9 protein-coding genes and 2 pseudogenes are annotated in these 15,804 nt (G+C 68.9%); 4 read left to right on the top strand and 7 right to left on the bottom strand.

What is annotated here, in order from left to right; translation table 11 throughout:
• Positions 1-323: 323 nt before the first annotated feature.
• Positions 324-1,127, top strand: a pseudogene (locus I6A81_RS22930) (HNH endonuclease); the annotation flags it as partial.
• A 349-nt stretch (positions 1,128-1,476) separates the two neighbouring features.
• Here the strand turns inward: I6A81_RS22930 and I6A81_RS22925 are convergent.
• From I6A81_RS22925 to I6A81_RS22895, 7 genes are all read right to left on the bottom strand, one after another.
• Positions 1,477-6,363 (bottom strand): diguanylate cyclase, encoded by a 4,887-nt coding sequence (locus I6A81_RS22925; protein WP_203010295.1) that lies wholly within the window; start codon positions 6,361-6,363, stop codon positions 1,477-1,479.
• 167 nt (positions 6,364-6,530) lie between these two features.
• The gene (locus I6A81_RS22920) at positions 6,531-7,037 is read right to left on the bottom strand and encodes a hypothetical protein (RefSeq protein ID WP_203007297.1); all 507 of its coding nucleotides are present in this window, start codon (positions 7,035-7,037) and stop codon (positions 6,531-6,533) included.
• Between the two features lie 227 nt (positions 7,038-7,264).
• A complete protein-coding gene (locus tag I6A81_RS22915; RefSeq protein WP_203007294.1) occupies positions 7,265-7,999 on the bottom strand; it encodes a response regulator in 735 nt (244 codons plus the stop codon).
• Between the two features lie 99 nt (positions 8,000-8,098).
• A complete protein-coding gene (locus tag I6A81_RS43770; RefSeq protein ID WP_203007293.1) occupies positions 8,099-9,280 on the bottom strand; it encodes a sensor histidine kinase in 1,182 nt (393 codons plus the stop codon).
• Positions 9,281-9,605: 325 nt separating this feature from the next.
• Positions 9,606-10,328: an ABC transporter permease subunit gene (locus I6A81_RS22905; protein ID WP_238438422.1), complete on the bottom strand. Its 723-nt coding sequence runs from the start codon at positions 10,326-10,328 to the stop codon at positions 9,606-9,608.
• A gap of 170 nt (positions 10,329-10,498) precedes the next feature.
• The gene (locus I6A81_RS22900) at positions 10,499-11,467 is read right to left on the bottom strand and encodes an ATP-binding cassette domain-containing protein (protein WP_203007292.1); all 969 of its coding nucleotides are present in this window, start codon (positions 11,465-11,467) and stop codon (positions 10,499-10,501) included.
• Positions 11,468-11,692: 225 nt separating this feature from the next.
• Positions 11,693-12,844 carry a hypothetical protein gene (locus I6A81_RS22895; protein WP_203007291.1) on the bottom strand — a complete coding sequence of 384 codons (1,152 nt, stop codon included), beginning with the start codon at positions 12,842-12,844 and terminating at the stop codon, positions 11,693-11,695.
• Positions 12,845-13,733: 889 nt separating this feature from the next.
• Between I6A81_RS22895 and I6A81_RS46280 the strand changes: the two genes are divergently transcribed.
• From I6A81_RS46280 to I6A81_RS22885, 3 genes and pseudogenes are all read left to right on the top strand, one after another.
• Positions 13,734-13,811, top strand: coding sequence for a hypothetical protein (locus tag I6A81_RS46280; RefSeq protein WP_323132754.1), 78 nt, complete (start codon positions 13,734-13,736; stop codon positions 13,809-13,811).
• Positions 13,812-14,600: 789 nt separating this feature from the next.
• The gene (locus I6A81_RS22890; protein WP_203007290.1) at positions 14,601-14,792 is read left to right on the top strand and encodes a hypothetical protein; all 192 of its coding nucleotides are present in this window, start codon (positions 14,601-14,603) and stop codon (positions 14,790-14,792) included.
• Positions 14,793-14,846: 54 nt separating this feature from the next.
• Positions 14,847-15,728, top strand: a pseudogene (locus I6A81_RS22885) (IS630 family transposase); the annotation flags it as partial.
• Positions 15,729-15,804: the final 76 nt, after the last annotated feature.

The following is a 15,804-nucleotide window of genomic DNA, read 5'->3' as shown; positions in this document are numbered from 1 at the left end:
CGACCCGGCTGCCCGGACAGAGATGATTGATCCCAGTGCGACGCCCGGATTCGCCCGCCCGGTGGGCGGCCTCGGTCGGTTGGGCCGCGCCTATTCCAATTTCACCGCCCCATTGATAGCCTGAAGATCTGCTTACACTCAGATTGGGCGGCGCTCTCGTCGATCGAGTGGAGGAGCACCCGAGTTCCGTAGTTGGTGGTCACACGAATGCGGTGATCATGGGGTTGATGCGATGAAGGAGCGGGGCCTCCGCTCCTTGGTGACGGCCCCCGGGTAGGCCGGGGGTTGTTGCCATCGTCACTGGACGAGGAGGCCCTGTGGCTCTGGAACTGTCGAGGGAAAAGACGCTGATAACCCACGCCCAGACCAGGCGTGCGCGGTTCCTCGGCTATGACATCGTGGCCCAGCACTCCGATACCAAGATCGCCCGGGGTCGCCGGTCGGTCAACGGAGCAATCGGGCTACGCGTCCCCCCGGAAGTGATCAGAAACAAATGTGCCCAGTACTGCCGGCACGGCAAACCCGCGCAACGGCCACAGATGCTTGACGACACCGACTACACCATCGTGTCGAAATACCAGGCAGAGTACCGGGGCGTCGTCCAGTACTATTTACTCGCCGGAGACGTCCACCGGCTCCAGAAACTGCGCTGGACCATGGAAACCTCCATGCTCAAGACCCTGGCAGGCAAGCGCAGGTCTACCGTCAACACGATGGCCCGCAAGTACAAGACCACCGTGAAGACAGACCACGGACCACGCACCTGCTTCCAGGTCACCGTCCCGCGCAGCGACGGAAGGAAACCACTGGTCGCACGATTCGGCGGCATACCGCTACACCGCCAGCCCACGGCAACCCTCGAAGATCACAAGCCCGTCCTGGGCGCCTCCCGCGGCAACGAGCTGATCCACCGGCTCCTCTCGGGAGCCTGCGAGATCTGCGGGTCAACGGACAAGGTGGAAGTCCACCACATCCGCCACCTCGCAGACCTCGACAAACCAGGACGACGCGAAAAGCCGGCCTGGGTCCGGCTCATGGCCATGCGACGGCGCAAGACACTCGTCACCTGCCGGCCATGCCACGAAGCCATCCACGCCGGACGACCCACCACGCAACCCACGGCATAACCGCTGGAGAGCCCGTTGCGGTTAACGCCGCCCGGCGGGTTCGGCGGGGGCCGACGGAAAAGGACCCAACCAGGGCACCTCGCCGGCGGCCTACCCGACTCTGTGGGAGCCCGGGGGTGCGATCCCCCCGGGCTACCCGACCAGGCATAAGGACCAGACACCAGCACCCGCGGCAGGCAAACGCTGCCCACGCCGGGGACCGGACCACCCGCCGCGATCTGGCGCCCGCAGCCGACCCAGCCCAAGGGCCGAATCCTCACCTCAGCGTTCCTGATCGTATATTGGGCACCCACAGGCATGGCAGGAGTAGCGCGATGCCTTGGCCGCTCCCGCGCCCGGCGACGCAACGTTACTGTGCAGATTCCACTCGGTTGCGTCCACCCTGCTTAGCCCGGTAGAGCGCCCTGTCAGCGAGCTCAATGCAGGGGGCCAGGTCGTCGCCGGGCATGGGGGTAATCGCGCTGAAGCCAACGCTCACGGTGACGATGGGGATTGCAGCCAACGGGTGCGGTTCGGCGAGTTCCGCGACGGCGGCGCACAGGCGCCGGGCCAGCCGAGCGGCGGCGTCGAAGTCGGTGCCCGGCATCACGGTGGCGAACTCCTCACCGCCGAAACGGGCGACGAGGTCGGTTGCGCGAATATTGCCGGCCAGGCAGGCGGCGACGCGTTGGAGGCAACGGTCGCCGGTGGTGTGTCCGAAGTGGTCGTTGTAGAGCTTGAACTGGTCGATGTCGATCATCGCGACGGCGATGGGTGTGCCCTGGCGGATAGCCCGTTGCCATTCGGCGCTGAGGACCTCGTCGAGCCGGCGTCGGTTGGCCAATCCGGTGAGCTGGTCGGTGACCGAGAGTTGTTCGAGCCGCAGGTTCGCCGCAGCGAGCTGCTGTGTCCGTTCGGCAACCCTGCGTTCCAGGGAGGAATAGAGCTGGGCGTTGTCGAGAGAGACAGCGAGCTGTCCAGCGATGAGCGTGATTCCTTCGAGGCGTTCGGTGGTGAACGCGCCGCGGATCATCCGGTTCTCCAGTAGCAGCATCGCGCGCAGCCTGCCCCGGATGAGGACGGGCATCGCCAGCACCGAGCATCGGTCCAGGTCAAGGCAGTAAGGGTCGCGCGCGAACCGGTCGTCACGGGTGGCGTCGGGAATGACGAGTGGTTCATGAGTCCGTTCGGCGTACCGGATGATCGAGAGTGGCAGCAGGCGCCGCCGGCCGGACTCCGTGGGGGAGGCGGTGCCTGCGTCGCTGCCCGGCACGAACCAGTCCTGCCGCTCTTCGTCGAGAAGCAGCAGATGGACGCTGGTGGCTCCGGTCATCGCCGAGAGGATGCCCGCGACCCGGGTCCGTAGGCCCTCGATGCTCGTCTCGGAGCTGAGGGCCTGGGAGGCGGCGACGATGCCGAGCAGGTCGATGGAGCCGGTGGTGATGGTGGAGCGGCGGGCAGCAGGAACCGCCGGTGGTTGCGCCGGCCCCTCGCCGGCGGGATCGGGACGTAGCGTCGGATGGGCCCAGTCGAGCTGGCTGACCTTCGCGGTCGCGCCCCAGTCCAGATACTGGCGGCGGGCGGCCGCGAGCAGGGTGCTTCCAGCCGCCACCATGCCGCGCGAGAAGTGGAACTGGGCGGCGCGTTCGAGGATCAGCGCCAGGTGCCATGGGCGCTCCCGGACGGAGGCCTCGCATTGTGCCGCGTCAAACGAGTACTCCGCCTCCAGGAAGTCGCCGACTGCCCAGGCCCGTTCCGCTTCCACCAGGCGCAACAGGTGCAGGAAGTTGTCCGGCGCGTCGGCCGCGCGCGCGGCCAGCCAGGCGACCTGCTCGTCCAGCGCGGCCACCAACGCCGGTCGCTGGTCCGGCTGCGCGGTGGCGCGGATCTGCCAGGCCAGTTTCATGGCGCGCAGAAGCCGCGCCCTCCCCGCGTCGTAGCTGGCTTCGATGACCGGCAACAACGGCAGGACGGCTTCCGTATGCCGAGCAAGCTCGGCTGGTTGATCGAAGATCAGCGCGGCCAGGGCCAGGCAGAGATGCAGGTGAACAGCGGCAAGTGGGTTCGCGGACAGGACGCTCAGTGCGGCCGCCTCGTCGGCCGCCGACCTGACCAGCTCGCCGCGCATCACCTGGGCCAGCTGGCGCCATGGCCACAGTGCCTCCTCGGCGGGACCGTTGCTGGTCCGCGTGGCGAACGCCAGCGCGGCATCGAGCTGGCCGACGAAGACGCCCAGCGACGGCGCGCAGTCCAGCAGGTTGGTCGTCAGAACGTAATGTGCCCAGCACGCGCTCTGCAGGTTGCCGCTCTGGATGAGATGCTCCAGCGTGCGACGTGCCTCGGATACGTTGTCCTCAAGCGGGTCGAACCAGTGGCCGGTCCCGATCAGGTACAGGAACTCCGCCTGCCAGATCTCCGGCTCGAAGCCGCGCGCCGCTCCGACCGCGACGAGACGCCGCATGATCCGATGTCCGGTCCGATAGTCCTGCCTACGAGCGACGGCGACAAACGCTGCGGAGCCCGCCGGGCCGAGCAGGGTGGCGTCCGGGCCGTGCCGTGCCCACACCTGAAGCGCCTGCAAGATCAGCCAGGCCATCATCGCCCGATCAGCGAAGTGCGCCGGGGCGATGAGCGAGTCGACGACCCGGAAAGCGTCAAGTGTCGATCGGTCGGAGCCCCCCGGCCGGCGAAGATCGTCGGTTTCGCTGGTCGCGTCGATCCACCGATAGACCGCCTCCAGCCCGCGGTCGATCTCCGTGTCGAGGTGGGCCCGGTCCGGGACAGCGAGGCCTAGCTGGCGCAGGTGGCCGAGGCCGAGTCGCAGCGCCTCCTCGTAGCGGCCTCGGTTGGTGAGGCTTCTGACCTGTGCCACGGTGGCGGACGTGTGCTGCCTCGGGCGGGTACACAGCCCGCAGATGATCTCGTAGACCTCGTCGGCCTCCTCCAGACGGCCCAGGCTGTACAAGGCGGCGTGTCGGCCGATGTGCACCGCGATCAACTGGCTGGTGTCGGTCGGCTCGATGACCGTCACGGCCGCGGTCAGGAATCTCTCGATCAGCGGGAAGTTGCTGAGCACTCCCGCCTCGTCGGCCGCGCGCCGGAAGAGCCCTGCGATCAGCTGCCGCTCCGCGGGGTCATGCACGGCGCCGATGACAGGCAGGTACTGCTCTGCGGTGACGGTGACGAACTCGTCTCGCTTGGCGAGACGGCGAGCGAGACGCAATCGCCTGGCGCACAGCACCGGCGCCGGCAGCCCGCCCAGGACGGACTCCCGTATCCGGTCGTGGTGAAAGCGCACGCCGAGCTGGCCGTCGGACTCCAGCACCAGTAGGCCGTCCGCGAACGCGGGGCCGAGCCGCCGCTCGATCTCGCCCACCGCCAGCCCGGTCGCGGCCTCGAGGACGTCCAGTTCCACCCGGCCCGCCAGGCACGCCATGACCGCGAGCACCTCTCGGGTAGCGGATGGCAACGTGGCCACGTGCGCGGCCAGCAGTTCGGTCACGTCCACGTGCTCGAGGCGGTCGCGCAAGATTGATATATCCCATCGCCAGCCGCGGTCGCCGCGGACCAGCACGTGCTCGTGGCGCAGCGCGTTGAGCAGCTCCACCGTGTCGTATGGATTCCCTCCGGTGGAGGGCGCGATCAGCCGCGCCAGCTCGGTGGCGGGTTCCGGGGCCAGGCGCAACAGATCGGTCACCATGCCCGTCTGACCTTCCAGTGACAGGTTGCCCAACCGCAGGTGACGAGGACCCCCCTGCTGTCGCCGCCAGCGGGCGAGCATCGGCGCCAGCGGATGGGTGGCGTCGACGTCACACTCCCGGTACGCGCCCACCGGCAGCAGCCCCTCGATTTTGTCCTCGCTGGCGACGAGCAGGTCAACGAAGCCCAGCGGGGTCCGTCCAGCCCATTGCAGGTCGTCGACGAAGAACACCACCGGCCGTTTTGGGGAGGCGACCGCGCGCAGTATCCCGAATCCGGCACGCTGGGCCCGCGCCTGCGCGGTCGTCGGATCCCCAAGCTCCGGGGGGACCTTTAGCAGCACCGCCAGCTCCGGAATAACGGCGCTTACCAGCCCGGCGTTGGGTCCCAGTTCGCGGAGCATCCGGTCCCGCAGCTCGGCCAGGTCGTCCTCCGACTCGGCGAGTAACAGCCGGCCCAACGCCCGAAGCGCCTGACGAACTGCGTCGTACTCCTGGTCAACGCGATACTGGTCGAACTTGCCTGACACGAACCAGCCGTCGCGGCCGGCCGCGATCGGCCGCAGCTCGTTGATGAGCGACGTCTTGCCCACCCCCGGCGCGCCGCCCACGAGGACCCCGCGGCAGCGGCCCGCCATCGCCTCTGTGAAGGCCACGGCCAGGTCGCCGATCTCATTGTCTCGCCCCGCAAGCCGGGACGGCGTCAGCGGCCGCGCCGGAACATCATGCGCGCCGGGACGCCCCATGGCGACACCCCGACACACCAAAGAAAGATCACGAGCCAATCCGTCGGCGCTCTGATAGCGATCGTCCGGCTCCTTCGCCAGTAGGAGCATGATGATCTCTGACAGGTCGGCTGGCAGCTTTGGATTAACGGTCGCCGGAGGTGTCGGTACCCGCGTGAGATGGTCGTGGATGATCCGCAGTGGATCATCCACCCCGAACGGCGGTGCGCCGGTGGCCAGCTCGTAGAGCGTTGCCCCAACCGCGTACAGGTCGGCGCGCTGGTCGACCACACGGCCGGTCCGGCCAGTCTGCTCCGGCGCCAGGTACGGCAACGTCCCGACGATCGCGCTGGGGTGGACGAACCCTGGCTCGACCACCGTGCAGGTCGTAGCCAGCGCGAAGTCGATCAGGTAGGGCTCTTCCTCGTCCCTACTGACCACGATGTTCGCTGGATTGATGTCCCGGTGCACCACGCCCCGGTGATGCATCGCCGCCACGGCGATGGCGAGCGATCGTGCCAGATCGGCGAGCGCGGCCGGTTCCAATGGCATGGACAGCTCGGGCACGGCGGTGCCATGGACATCGACCAGCAGGATCGACCCGGCTGACACCGACCGCGGCATCCCGGCCGCCACCTGCACGATCCCGTCGACACCGGACAGCCGTTCGAGGGTCTCGACCTCATGCCGCAGCCGCCGCTGGGCGTCAGGCCCCAGCGGCTCCTTTTTGATCACGCTTCCGAACGGGAACACCAACCGAGTGATCCGGACCCGCTCCGACTCGTGAAGTAGCTCCACCCGCTCCGCCTCTGGCGGATCCTGGCTCGTTGCCATCGATCAAAAACCCATCTACCAATCGTGCGCGGTCACATCCTGCTCACCCACCAGCCTTCCCCCGATCACGACCCCGCAACTCGGGCGGTGAGTGCGGGCCCGTGCGTCAGAATTCGCGAAGCAGGGCAAGTGGGACTACCACGGTGATCGTGCCGCGGGCGCATGCTTCATCGCGGCTTGCTCCATCGGGAGGTGGCCGCGGGCTTGAGTCGCCGCGGGCCCGTCCGATAGCGCCAGCCGGCGCGTGACTGTTGGCGGTCGACGATCGGCAGCAGGCGACCGCCGGGCTGCCAGTCCGGTTTGCCGCGACGCTGGTGATGCCTCATCTCGGTCCAGAGGCGACGGCGGATCGGCGACGGGAACCTCGCCGCTTCCTCGGCTTCTTCGCGCACGTGCTGCACGAGGTTGAGATAATAATGTCTACGACGGAATCTCATCGGACTCAGCCATTCGTGATGGACGTGGCACACGGCACTACAACAGCTCCAGATAACGCTCGCGAAGAGAAGCAGCCGCCGCGCGGAGCGCAATACCTCCACCGGCCCGCCGTTCACAGCGAGTTGCCGGCTACCCAACAGAAGGGCGACCACCGACAGGTCGACAGCGGGCGCCACTATTAAATAGCCCTCGATTTCCGCGCAGCTGCTGAGGGCCTGCTGGCAGGCGATCCCCACGGGGACAGAGTCTCCCTGTGTCCTTCCTGGTCGAGGTCGTGTGTTGAAGGCGTTTCAGGCTTCCTGAAGTCCTACCGTCGCTGCCGATCGTCCTGCTGTCGTGGTGAAGGTGAGGGACGCGGGTTGGGCCTCGCAGTCGACACGGCCAACCCGATCCTGGATCTCCTTGGCCAGCGCGGCGCGAACGGCCGAGCTCGCCGCCACGCGCCCACGGCTCAGAGCGGGCGCTACACCGTGGGAAGTTGGCGAGGCGGGGCGGAAGCGGGCTGGACGATCCCGGTCTCGTAGGCGAACACCACCGCCTGCACCCGGTCCCGCAGTTCCAGCTTGGACAGGATCCGGCCGACGTGGGTCTTCACGGTGGCTTCGGCCAGGACGAGACGGGCCGCGATCTCGGAGTTCGACCGTCCACTGGCGACCTGCGCCAACACGTCGCGCTCCCGCTCGGTGAGTCGGCCGAGTCGCTCGTCGGCCTGCCGCCCGCCACCGGCGGCCCGCGCTCCGTCGCCGCTGCCGGAATGGTCCTCCGGCCCTGGCAGACGGTGCGCGAAGGCGTCGAGCAGCCGCCGAGTGACGCTGGGCGCCACCACGGCATCGCCCGTGGCGACGGCCCGGATCGCCGACAGCAGGTCGGCGGGCGGAACGTCCTTGAGCAGGAACCCGCTGGCCCCGGCCCGCAGGGCGGCGTAGGTGTATTCGTCCAGGTCGAACGTCGTGAGGATCAACACCCGGGAGGCCGGCCGGGAGGAGACAATCCGCCGGGTCGCTTCGATGCCGTCGATGCCTGGCATGCGGATGTCCATCAGGACGACGTCTGGTCCGGTACGCACGGCGAGGTCGATCGCCTCCTCGCCGTCGCCCGCCTCGCCGACGACGACGACATCGTCCTGGGCCTGTAGCACCAGTCGGAAGCCCATCCGCAGCAGTGGCTGATCATCCACCAGCAGGACCCTGATGCTCATCGTTCTGTGATCATCCTTCTGCCTGTTTCGAGGCGGTCACCAGCGACCGCGCACACATGGCCAGCTCCTGGCCCTGCTCACGCGGGCGGTCGGATCCGTTCACGATGCTTCACGTTCCTCGACGGGCTGCTGGGCCAGCTGGCCGTTGACCCGGGCGGTCACACGCCAGCCGCCGCCCTGGCACGGCCCGGCTGTCACCGTGCCGCCGTGGACCGCGGCGCGCTCGCGCATGCCGACGAGTCCCTGTCCACCTCCGCGGGGGCCGGTCGCCGGGATGGCGGCGCCGCGTCCGGTGTCGTCGACGACGACATCCACGCCGGTGTCGTCGAAGGCCAGCCGTACCGCGGCAGTCGCCGCTGGTCCCCCGTGCTTGAGCGTGTTGGTGAGCGCCTCCTGCACCAGGCGGAAGACGGTGAGCTGGACACCGGGCGCGAAGGCACGCAGCGCGCCCTCGATCTGGAAGCTCACGGGAAGCCCGGTGCGACGCACCTGCGCGATAAGGCCATCGATCTGTGTGATGCCAGGCTGTGGGGCCGTGGCCCCGGTTGACCGGTCGTCACGAAGCACCCCCAGCAACCTGCGCATCTCGGCCAGCGCCTCCCGGCCCGCCGCGGACACCGCTCCGATCGCCTCCGACGCCTCGGAAGGTGAGTGGTCCACCGCGAACGTCGCCCCGTCCGCCAACGCGACCATCACCGCCAGGTTGTGCGCGATGACATCGTGCATCTCGCGGGCGATCCGGGCGCGCTCCGCGGCGGTCGCGAGCTGGGCCTGCTGGTCCCGCTCCCGCTCTAGCCGGGCGGCCCGGTCCAGGAGAGCGGCGACGTAGGCCCGCCGCGTCCCGACGTTGAGGCCGAGCACGCCGGCGAGGGTCACCAAGGTGATCATTAGCGTCGCGGCGCCGAGCGTCGACGTCTGCGGGTCGGTCGCCCACCTGAGCGTCGCGAGCACCACGCCTACGGCGAGCACGCCGGCCGCCGCCAGGATCGTTCGTCGGGAGCATCGCGCGGCGACCGTGTAGAAAGCCACCAGCAGGGCCAACGCGCCCTCGCATGGCAGGTCGAGCAGCCACTGCGCGAGGGCGAGCACGGCAATGACCGCGAAGACCCCTGCCGGCGACCGCCGCCGCAACGCCAACGGAGCGAACATCACCACCGTCATGGCCGTGGCGCCTAGCCCGGCCGCCCGGGTCACCAGACCCGGCAGGGAGAACGCGATGAGCAGCAGGGCCAGACCCGTGTCCAGCGCGGTCGGATGAGCGCTCAGCAGCCGCCCGACCACGGTCGACCGAAGCCGCCCGAAGACAATGCCAGGCTGGTCCCGCGGTACCGCGGAGCCTGGCTGGGATCGCGCCCTGCGCGATCCGGGCGGGGCGGGCGGGCGGGCGGCCGTCGCGGCTGGGTTCTGATCCGGTCCGGCACCCGCGTACCGGCCGCGAGTCCATGGTGGGACGGCGGTGGGAACTGCCATGTCTTCCATCGTGCCCTCGGTGCGACGGGTACCGGACGCCCAGCGACTGGTCCGAGACCCGGCCAGGCCCGCGAAGCCCTTGCCCGGCTGGAATGATCCGGCCGGGCGGTGGCGAGGGTGCGGCAAGGCTCACGCCTCAGGCGTCTCGACGGCGCAGGCCAACCGCGGCGGCGGCGAGCGTGACGGCCACGTACAGCAGGAGAGTCAGGAACCCGCCACCCGGCGAGAGCACATCCGGGTCCGGAAGTGCCCGCATGACCGCGTTGCCGGCCATGGAAGGCAGATAACGCTCCAGGCCGTCCAGGCTGTCCGGCAGGAACGAGACGACCATCGGTATCACCAGGACCAGCCCGAACAGGCCTGCGATCGCTCCGGGCGTGCTGCGCAGCAGCGCGCCGAGGCCGAGGCCGAGCAGGCCGATGGCGGTGACGTAGAACGCGGCGCCGACGACCCCACGGAACGCCCCGGGGTCGGCGAGAGACAGGTCGATGCCCTTGGTCGACAGGATCGCCTGTCCCACCAGGAACGCCACCAGCGCCGTGACCAGCATCAGGGCGAACGCGAGCAGGCCGAACACGGCCGACTTCGCCCACAGCACCGGCAGCCGGCGCGGCACCGCGCTCAGCGTCGCCCGGATCATCCCGGTGGAGTACTCGCCGCTGACCACCAGCACGCCCAGCACGCCGATCGCGAGCTGGGCGAGGTTGACCCCGAGGAGGGTGAGCGAGGTCAGGTCGTGGTCGGCGCGGTCGGCCGGTGACATGTCATCCCACCGGCCGGCCAGCGTCACGGCGAACACGACGGCGAGGCCGACCGTCATCACGAAGGCGGCGAGCAACGTCCAGACCGTGGACCGCAAGGAGATGATCTTCGTCCATTCCGAGCGTGCCACCCGCCGCCCCGTCACCCCGATCCGGCGACGCGCGCGGACCGAAGAAGGGCGGCCTGCGCCCGCCGGGCCGTGGGCCCGGCTTCGACGGCCCTGGCTCGGAACGGAGGGCGCGGTTCCGTCGGCGGTCGCGATCCGGGTCATGCCGCCACCCCCGCGTGTGCCGCGGACCGCCGGCCAGCCGACGCGCCGGCCGGCGCCGGCGCGTTCGTCGCGTGGTACTCGACCGCGTCGCGCGTCAAATCCATGAATGCGTCCTCCAGCGACACCTGGTGGCGGGTCAGCTCGTACAGGGCGATGCCGCAGGCCCGCGCCGCCTCCCCGATCTCCTCGTTGGTCCGCCCGGTGATCTCGAGGGTGTCCTCGCCGGTGGCCGTGATGGTTACTCCGTGCCCCGCGAGCGCCTCGCGCAGCGGGATCGCCTGCGGCGACCGCACACGTACGGTGTTCGGGGACGCGGCGGCGATGAAGTCCGCCACCGAGGTCTGGGCGATCAGCCGTCCCCGGCCGACCACCACCAGGTGTGTCGCGACCAGGGCCATCTCGCTCATCAGATGGGAGGACAGGAACACGGTCCGCCCTTCGGTGGCGAGCTGGGAGAGCAGGTTCCTGATCCACCGGATGCCCTCCGGGTCGAGCCCGTTGACCGGCTCGTCCAGGATGATCGTGGCCGGGTCGCCGAGCAGCGCCGAGGCGATGCCCAGCCGCTGGCCCATCCCCAGCGAGAACCCGCCGACTCGCCTGCCGGCCACGTCGGTCAGGCCGGCGAGCCCGATCACCTCGTCCACCCGTCGGGCGGAGATCCCGTGGGTCTGCGCCAGGGCGAGCAGATGGTTGCGGGCGCTGCGGCCGGTGTGCACCGCCCGCGCCTCCAGCAGGGCGCCGACCTGGCACAGCGGGTCGGTCATGTCCTGGTATCGGAGCCCGTTGACCCGCACCTCGCCGCGGGTCGGCCGGTCGAGCCCCAGGATCATCCGCATCGTGGTCGACTTCCCGGCGCCGTTCGGGCCGAGAAAGCCGGTCACCACCCCCGGCCGGGCGGTGAAGCTCAGGTCCTCGACGGCAACCTTCTCCCCATAGCGCTTGGTCAGCCCGCGCGCCTCGATCATCAAATCCTCATCTCGTCGTCGGTGCTTCGTGGACGGTTATCACGCTAGGAATCCAGAGCCCCGGTGCCGACAGCCCTGAGGGCGAACTTCAAGATCGGCGCGCTACGCCGCAGGTCGTACCTGCTACAACCACGGGAGTACTCCGGGCCGCGCGAGGCACACGCTCCTGACCGCCAGATTTACGGGCGATCGGCGGGAGTCCCTGGCGTATCCGCGGCGGCGGCCTTACCACGAGGGCCGCCGAACGCGCCTGGCGCGCGCGGCGAGCAGGATGGCCCCGAGCATGGCGACAGCCAGCCCCGCGAAGGTTGTGCTCCACATCTCGCCGCGCAGGGACCCGGTTAGCTGGTCGACGACGGCCGCCGCGGCCCGGTGCAGATCACCGTCCGCCATCCGACCCAACAGCGCTGACCGTCCGACGTTCAGGAACAGTGAGAAGACCGTCATCACGGCGGCGACACCCACCCCAACGATGATCATCATCCGTTGGCGGTGTACGGCACTTAGGACAGCCCCGGCCAGCGTCACCAGCGTGAGCAACGGAAGCCAGAACGCCGCGCGCGCGAGCCAGTCGGCAGCCAGCCTAGCTCGGCTGATTCCACTGATCTCGGTCAGCCGGACCGGAATCGACAGCGAGCCAAGATGGTCTTCGGGGAGTCCGAAGACGGCCAGCTTCTGCGCGACGGCGGCGACCACCGGGCCGAGATCGAGGGTCAGAAGACCATCCTCGTCCACCGCGATCAGGTTTCCAGGACGATCCTCGAGCACCGCTACTAGGTTGGCGTGCGCGACTCTGTTGATGTCAATCCATACGTTTCTGAACGCCTCGCTGCGAACGAAGTCGAGCACGACCCGGTGCGTGATCCCTTCGGCTCCTCCAGCGACCGCTTCGGCTACCAGGCCGGTGATCGAGCGAGGATCCTGCGCGCTGGTCCGCTGCTCGAGCTGTCTGCCGACCGCCTTGGCCACTTGGGACGCGACCGCATCCTGAATCGCCGGGTCGTCCGCCAACGGCCCGACAGTCCTGAGGTAGGCGTTGGTATCGAGGACCTCGCCAGCCACCCACCGAGCCACAAGAGACGTCACGCAGAGAAGACCGCCAAGGATGCAGAGGACCACAACGCCCGCCGTCCGGCCACGGCCCGGCCGCCGGCGCCTCCCGCCGCTGTTCGTGATGTTCGTCGGCGAGGCAGGCATGGCGCCGATCGCGTCCGGTCCGAGATCGATGCGGGTCCTGGATACCGACGGCCCGCTGCCCGGGATGCCCTTTACCGGACCTGGTCGTGGATCTGCGCGCGCGCCATAGGTCGCCGAGTTTCCTTCCCAGTCGTCCCTGACCCGCGGCGTCGAAAACTTATCCGCTTCCTGAAAGGACATCGACAGCCTCCGTCTCCTCTGGCTGTCGAGGCACGCAAACAGCCGTCCGTAGTGAGAGAGGCGAGAAATGTGAGGCCAGACCTCTCCGGTCGATGACTCCTACCTATGGCTAGAAGACCTCCTGGAGGATGTCCTGCGTAGGCGAACCTCGCCGGTGGATGCCCAAGCCTTCCTCGACCACGCGACTCGCGTCCGTGCAAGTCCTCAATCCACCGGCGACCGCAACGCCGCCGCCTCCACGCCTCTCGTGACAGTCACCATTAACACTGACCACTACACGGCGCGCATGAGACCGTGGTCTGATCTTTCCCGCACATCTACGACCTCAGGCGTACGCCCGGCGACGCGGTACCGCTGGGGCAAAGCCTTCTGGACGGCTTCGCGGTTCAGAGAGCCGGATGCCCGGGAACGGTCCACCGTGACCGCGTCGAAACGCATCAGCCACTGGTTGTCCGTCTGCCTGACCGTCCACGCCGTGGCCTTGGCGGGCAGGCCGACCTCGAGCGGTCCGTCCAAGCCGGCGGCGCATGTGGTCGCGGCCACCCGGTCGATCGAGGTGAGGTCGGCGGCGGCAGGGGCCTCGCCCGTCCCGTCGTGGTGTGATAACCCGAACCGGCCGGCGTCTGCGCCCGCTCGACCTCGGTGGACAGTCCGGTGGCGCGGCAGTCCAGAGCATCGACGGCGCGGTACAGCTATCGCCACAGGTCTGCGATCTTGACATAGGTGTTGGGTCGGGCCGAGGCGCGGTATCCAGTCTTTCGGCTGGTCCGTTTCCTCGACCCGCCCGCCGAGCCGGACGTGACCCGACCCGGCCAGAAGATCACCGGCCGGGTCGACTGCGCCGACGGCCGGTGCCCGCCAAACTGACCAGCTGGGCATCAACGCCCACATGGGCACGCTGTTCGGCCTGGCCAACCAAATCCTGCTCGCGGTCCTCGCGATCGGCCTGCTCTGTGTCCTCGTATAGGGCTACCGGATGTGGTGACAGCGCTGCCCGACCCGCGCTGGCCGAGCCCGACCGCTGGGTACGCCGCCCGCCCGCGGCGGCTGGCGCCACCTGCCCCGGCGGATGTCGGTCGCGGGCCTCGTCGTGACCGTCGCCGTCGGCTGGGCACTGCCGCTGCTTGGCCTCGGCCTCTGCGCCTTCCTCGCCCTCGATCTCGCAGCGGCCAGGCTCACCCGTGCTCGGGCACGCTGGCAGTCCGTGAGACAGGCTCGCCGACCCGCGGTATCAGGCTAGAACTCGACCCGATGATCGAGTTCTAGGCCCACCGACACTGCATATACGCATAGCTCGCGAAAATGCAGGTAGGGCGTCTGTGGGGTGATGGTTCGCGTCGGCCGGGTTAGTTGAACCGCTCCTTCAAGCGCAGGTCCGATGGCACGGGCGCGCGGGCTTGGTCTTTGGGGCTCGGGGGGTATACATGGGTGGCCTTCCGTCCCATGGTTACTGGCGCCATGGGGCGGAGGGTGCGCACGCGCGGCCGCTGCTTCGACCACGACCACACGCCGCCTAATCCGAACCTGCGCACGCGCTCGTGGTCACCGCACTAGACAAGGCTCTGCCCTGGCGGCTCGCTTGCGCGCAAACGCGCAGATCATCGCTTCAATTTTCCCATCCGCTGGCAGTCGCATCCGCAATCGTGCGTATTACGTCGGGGCTCAAATTTGCAATGGCGGCGAGAGGTAGCCTTATCCAGGCTCCGACGCCGAGGGCTAGCGCAAGAAATCGAACGGCCGATTTAAAATGGTCGGCTTGGGCGAGCATCCCGGCCACGTCGACCAGCACCCGGGCTTGGATGCCAGGGTTGGCGATGCCGCGGGTGAGCTGCTCGGCGCGGGCAAGCTCACCTGCCCGGGCGAGCGCTCCAGCCACGTCGGTCAGTACCCGGACCCGGGCGTCCGGTTTGGTGATCCGGCGGGCGAGCCTCTCGGCGTCGGTGGCTAGTGTCTCGTGATTCTGTTTCCTTTACATCCTTCGATCTTCCATTAGAATGATCTTGTGGAGTTGGACGGTGAGCAGAGGTCCGAACTGGCGGCGCTGGTCAACAGCCGGGACGTGGCGGCGAACGTGGCGACCCGGGCGCGGATCGTGCTGTGGCACGCCGACGGGCTGACCAAGGCGCGGATCGTGGAACTGGCTGGGGTGTCGCGGCCGACGGTGGACCTGTGGCTGGGTCGCTACGAGACCGACGGGGTGGCCGGCCTGGTCGACCGGCCGCGCGGTGCCGGGCGTGAGCAGATGCCCCCGTCGGTGCGGGCGCGGATCGTCGCGCTCACCCGGACGACGCCGCCGGCGGAGACCGGGCTGTCGCACTGGTCGAGCCGGGAACTGGCCCGCTACGTCACCCGGACCGCAGGCGTGCCGGTGTCCTGGCACTACGTGGCGAAGGTGTGGCGCGCCGAGCGGCTCCAGCCCCACCGCCAGGGCACGTTCAAGCTCAGCTCCGACCCGGAGTTCGCCGACAGGGTCGCCGATATCGTCGGGCTCTACCTCGACCCGCCCGCCGCCGCGGTCGTGCTCCGCGTCGACGAGAAGACCCAGGTGCAGGCGTTGGACCGCACCCAGCCGCTGCTGCCGATCAGCTTCGGGGCCACCGAGAAGCGCACCCACGACTACGTCCGCAACGGCACGACGAACCTGTTCGCCGCCCTGAACACCGCCACCGGGCAGGTGTACGGCGAGTGCCGCCCGGTCCGCGACGGCGCCGCGTTCCTGGCGTTCGTGAAGAAGGCCGTCGCCCCGCACGCCGGCCGGCCGGTCCACGTCGTGCTCGACAACCTGTCCACCCACACCACCCCCGACGTCGAGAACTGGCTGAAGGACAACCCGCACGTCCACTTCCACTTCACCCCCGTCGGCTCATCGTGGCTCAACCGGATCGTGCGACACGAGGTCGCATGAGAACAGTGGTACTCGTTGAGGAGGTTCGACTGATGTCGAAGACGTAGGACCCGGT

Origin of the sequence: Frankia nepalensis (assembly GCF_016786325.1) — a bacterium.
Taxonomy (GTDB): domain Bacteria; phylum Actinomycetota; class Actinomycetes; order Frankiales; family Frankiaceae; genus Pseudofrankia; species Pseudofrankia nepalensis.
The sequence above is the reverse complement of the archived record's forward strand: the minus strand, read 5'-3'. Positions and strand labels throughout refer to the sequence as shown.

Excerpts from the sequence above, each read along its gene's own strand:
- I6A81_RS22925 (WP_203010295.1), bottom strand. The coding sequence starts at position 6,363 with ATGGCAACGAGCCAGGATCCGCCAGAGGCGGAGCGGGTGGAGCTACTT.
- I6A81_RS22915 (WP_203007294.1), bottom strand. The coding sequence starts at position 7,999 with ATGAGCATCAGGGTCCTGCTGGTGGATGATCAGCCACTGCTGCGGATG.
- I6A81_RS22900 (WP_203007292.1), bottom strand. The coding sequence starts at position 11,467 with ATGATCGAGGCGCGCGGGCTGACCAAGCGCTATGGGGAGAAGGTTGCC.
- I6A81_RS22895 (WP_203007291.1), bottom strand. The coding sequence starts at position 12,844 with ATGTCCTTTCAGGAAGCGGATAAGTTTTCGACGCCGCGGGTCAGGGAC.
- I6A81_RS46280 (WP_323132754.1), top strand. The coding sequence starts at position 13,734 with ATGGGCACGCTGTTCGGCCTGGCCAACCAAATCCTGCTCGCGGTCCTC.